Annotated in this window: 5 protein-coding genes; all 5 read right to left on the bottom strand. The window is 68.1% G+C overall.

What is annotated here, in order from left to right:
• Positions 1 to 460, bottom strand: a 460-nt coding sequence (locus ACREP4_RS16905; protein WP_431597363.1) for a tyrosine-type recombinase/integrase, incomplete at its 3' end; no start/stop codon positions are given.
• Positions 461 to 473: 13 nt separating this feature from the next.
• Positions 474 to 734 (bottom strand): hypothetical protein, encoded by a 261-nt coding sequence (locus ACREP4_RS16900; RefSeq protein ID WP_431597362.1) that lies wholly within the window; start codon positions 732 to 734, stop codon positions 474 to 476.
• The gene (locus ACREP4_RS16895) at positions 685 to 1,209 is read right to left on the bottom strand and encodes a hypothetical protein (RefSeq protein WP_431597364.1); all 525 of its coding nucleotides are present in this window, start codon (positions 1,207 to 1,209) and stop codon (positions 685 to 687) included. The genes ACREP4_RS16900 and ACREP4_RS16895 overlap by 50 nt, the downstream gene beginning before the upstream one ends.
• Complete coding sequence (locus ACREP4_RS16890) at positions 1,206 to 2,138, bottom strand: tyrosine-type recombinase/integrase (protein WP_431597361.1); 933 nt, start codon at positions 2,136 to 2,138, stop codon at positions 1,206 to 1,208. Before ACREP4_RS16890 ends, ACREP4_RS16895 begins: the two co-directional genes overlap by 4 nt.
• Positions 2,135 to 2,974, bottom strand: a complete 840-nt coding sequence (locus tag ACREP4_RS16885; RefSeq protein ID WP_431597360.1) for a tyrosine-type recombinase/integrase — start codon at positions 2,972 to 2,974, stop codon at positions 2,135 to 2,137. The genes ACREP4_RS16890 and ACREP4_RS16885 overlap by 4 nt, the downstream gene beginning before the upstream one ends.
• Between the last annotated feature and the right edge of the window lie 973 nt (positions 2,975 to 3,947).

The following is a 3,947-nucleotide window of genomic DNA, read 5'->3' as shown; positions in this document are numbered from 1 at the left end:
CCACTCGATCCTGGTGATCGTGTATCACGTGCTGTCCACCGGGCAGCCCTACCAGGACTTGGGCGGGGACTGCTTCGTGCGCCGTGTGGATCCCGAGGCCCGCGCCCGTCAGTTGGTCGCACAGCTGGAGCAGCTCGGGCACAAGGTCACCTTGGCGCCGGCTGCCTGAAGCGCCCTGCCGCCGCGCGCCGGAAGGGGATTTTCGTCCCACTACAGGGCCTGCAGGCAGGCAAGGACGGGGTCGGTCGGGATGTGGCGACCCAAGGTGGTGAGCGGTGGGGCGGTGCGGTCGAGGGCAGCGTTGCTTGAGTTGCAGGTCGGCGTGGGGGTAGGGATGAGTCGACCGGGGAGATTCATGACCGAGCCACAGCGCGATCGTGGTGATGTCGATCCCGGCGGCGAGCATGCGCATTGCGGTCGTATGACGCAGCACGTGTGGGGTGATTTTCTTGCTGGCCATGGTGGGGCAGGTGTCAGCAGCCCTGGCGGTGTGGACCTTTGAGCCGTTGAGCGACGGCGTCGGTCGTCATCTTGCGGTCGGTGCCGCGAGCGGTGAACACGGGGGTCGTGGGAGTGCCGGGGTTCTCGCGGAGCCATACCCGTAGTGCCGCGGCGGTGCCTGCGTCGAGAGGGGTGATCCGATCCTTACGGCCCTTGCTGTGGCAGGCGATGTACGCGGGCGTGTCAGGTCGGGTGTCGGTACGGGTCAGGGATGTCAGTTCGGAGACCCGCAACCCGGTGCTGATTGATCATCAGCAGGATGATCAGGTGGTCGCGACGGCCGGTCCAGGTGGCGCGGTCTGGGGTGGCCAGCAGCGCCTCAACCTCGTCTTCGGTGAGGTAGGTCAGCACCGCGTGATGGGTGTTTTTCGGGGCGACGGCCAGCACCCGCGCGATGAGCTCGGCGTGTTCGGGGTGGCGCAGGGCGGCATGCTGGAACAGGGAGTGGATCGCTGCCAGGCGGGCGTTGCGGGTCCGGGCGCAGTGCCCCGGCGTTGTTCCAGCATGGTCAGGAAACCGGCGATGAACTCGGCGCTCACGACGGTGATGTCCAGGTCGCTGGGCCGGATGCCGGTGTTGTGGTGGATGTGGCTCAGCAGCATCCGGAATGTGTCGCGGTAGGCGATGACGGTGTGGCCGGCTGGCTGCGCGCTGACCGATCAGGTAGTCGGTGAGGAACGACTGTAGGGTCGGCGCCAGCGCGGTCATGATCGCCGTCGGTGTTGGTGGGCGGTGATCCGGTCGCAGGCCAGGGCCATGAGCTCCGGGCTGGCACTGAGGTGCCAGTAGGTGTTGACCGGGTCGACGTGGCCGAGGTAGTTCGCCAGCGCAGCGATCCGCGCATCGACATCGCCGCCGTGACGGTAGGCGTCGATCAGGGTGTTGACCGCGAAGGTGTGCCTCAGGTCGTGCAGGCGTGGTGGCGCGCAGCCCGGTCGGCTGGCCAGGTCGCAGGCGAGGGTGACGGCGCGGAAGGCGGCCCGGGCGGTGTTCACGTTGAGTCGGCCCCACCGAGCGCCGATGAGCAGCGGACCGGTTGGTGGTGTCCCGGTCAGGGTGACGCGGACACGCTGGTAGCCGGTCAACGCCTCCACGGTGCTGGGGTGCAGCGGGACGAGGCGTTGCTTGCCGTACTTGCCGGTCACCGTCATCACGCGTTCGTCCAAGGACAGGTTATCGATGTCGAGTGCGATGGCTTCGCCGCTGCGCAGACCGGTCGTGGCGATCAGACCGATCAGGGTGTGCACGCTGGCTGCCAGCAGCGGCGGGGACAGGCCCGCGGCCCGCGACATCAGCTCGGTGACCTGTTTGTGGGAGTACAGGTAGGAAATCCGGCGGGTGGCCTTCGCGGTGATCAGCCCGTCGGGGATCAGCTCGGCGGCGGCCGGGTCCAGATCGTGGACGTAAGCCGCGAACGCCCGGATGGCCTGCAACCGTGCGGCGTGCCAGCGGTGTTGGGTCCCGGGTTTGGCCTGGGCGAACGCCAGGGCGTCGGTGATGCCGATCGCCGTGGCGCCGCGGGCGGCCAGGCCCTCCAGGAAGCTCGTGATCAACCAGCCGTGATCGGCCAGCCGATACCCCCGGGCGCGGCGGGCCTGCAGGTAGTCGACGGACGCGGCGCGCAAGTCGATGCTCATCGGCTCGCTCCCACCGGCCACGGACGCGCCAGCACGGCCAGCGCGGCGAGGTCGGACTTCGCGTAGACCGCGGTGGCAGCGGCGCTGGTGTGACGCAGTAGCTGCCCCGCCTCGACCAGACCTCCCCCACCGGCCAGCACCCGGCACGCCGCTGTGTGGCGGAGCCGATGAGCAGCGCCCGGGCCCGAGATGCCCGCCCGGGCCAAGGCCCTGGCCACCACACTGGACACCGCACCCGCGCCCAGCGGCCGGTAGGGGGCGCGCAAGGCCAAAAACACCTGCCGATGGGCCCGTCCCACGGGCCGTCCTCGCTGCAGGTAGGTCACGATCAGCTCCCCGACATCGACGGGCAACGGCACCTGTTCGAGCCGGTCGCCCTTGCCGCGCACCACCACCACGCCTCCCCGCCAGTCGATGTCCTCCAGCCGCAGCGAAGCGACCTCCCCGGCGCACAGCCCCAGCCGCCACATCAAGGCCAGCATCGCCTCGTCCCGGCGCCGCACAGCGCCATCGGCCCCCAGCGCCGCGAGCAGATCACTGACTTGGCCAGTGGTCAGCGCCTGGGGAAGCCCGATGCCGGTCGGAGCCGCGATCGAGCCTATGGTGTCGGCCAACGGCGCCGCGATCATCGCCTCCAGCCACATCCATCGCAGCAACGCGCGCAGCGCGTTGACCCCCACCCCCAACGATCTGGGGCGCAGTCGCACCGCCCGGCCCGTGACGAACACGGCGACCTGCCGCGCGGTCAACGACATCCAGTCACCACCGTTGCCCTCATGCGCGACCAGGAAAGGTCGCACCTGCGCGACGTAGCTGCCTACCGTCGCCGGCGCCAAGCCCCGCTGCCTAGTGTTCAGTCGCAGAAGTCTTTTTAACGTATAAACGACACAAACTATGCCCTGACCAAGGATAACGCTGACATCCTGCCCGGCCTAGACATTCAAACGATTACAGCGACTGGACACTAGACAGGTACTGCGCGAAGCGCTCCGCCACGACCCCTGAGGGCCCCACCGGCGACACCATCACCGGCATCGGCGCCAAACCCCGACCGCGCAGGCAGCCCAACAGCGGACTGCGCCCGCAGCGACCGTAAATTCGAGCACAACCCTCGGCGGGCGGCCACGAACTGCGCTGACACCTCGCCAGTCAGATCACCGACCGACAACCCCTGCGCCCCAAGCCATCTCGACAGATGCCCCATCAACCGCAACTGCGCTTCGCTGCCGCGCAGGGCGCAGGGAATACCCAAGACCAGCAAGCTCGGCACGGAAACCCTCGGCGAACTCCCCCAGCGGACCCGACACCGACACCTCGAACGGACCTGCCATCACGCTGCTCCTCTCCAACGATGAAGAGACCAGCATGGCCACCACACGACGTTATGCCGAACTACCCGGGCAACTCACCACCCCCACCAGCCCGCCCACGCCGACATCGGCATAACCGCGACATCGGCCTGGCCGAAAGGGACACCAGGATGGTGAAGCTCTCCGCTGCAAGCGTCGGGCTGCTGGCGGACCATCCAGGCGCTCGAGCGTTCCCGTGCACAGCTACATCTCCACCGTCCGCAAACAAGGTCAAACCGTCCTTGCCGTGCTCCAGGCCGCCTTCACCGGGCGACCCTGGATTCCCAGCGCCAAGCCCAGCCGCGCTCCCCCAAGCCGCCTGAGCTGATGCCATGAACAGTTCCCGTCGAGCTTGCTCCCTACTCGGTGACTCGGTTGGTGGCTGAGCACGCTTGGCTGCGTTGGGGACATCGACGGTAGTAGAATGACGTTTTAGCCTGGACGCGACGCCCACCCGAAT

Source organism: Stenotrophomonas sp. (assembly GCF_050737575.1).
Lineage (GTDB): Bacteria > Pseudomonadota > Gammaproteobacteria > Xanthomonadales > Xanthomonadaceae > Stenotrophomonas.
The sequence above is the reverse complement of the archived record's forward strand: the minus strand, read 5'-3'. Positions and strand labels throughout refer to the sequence as shown.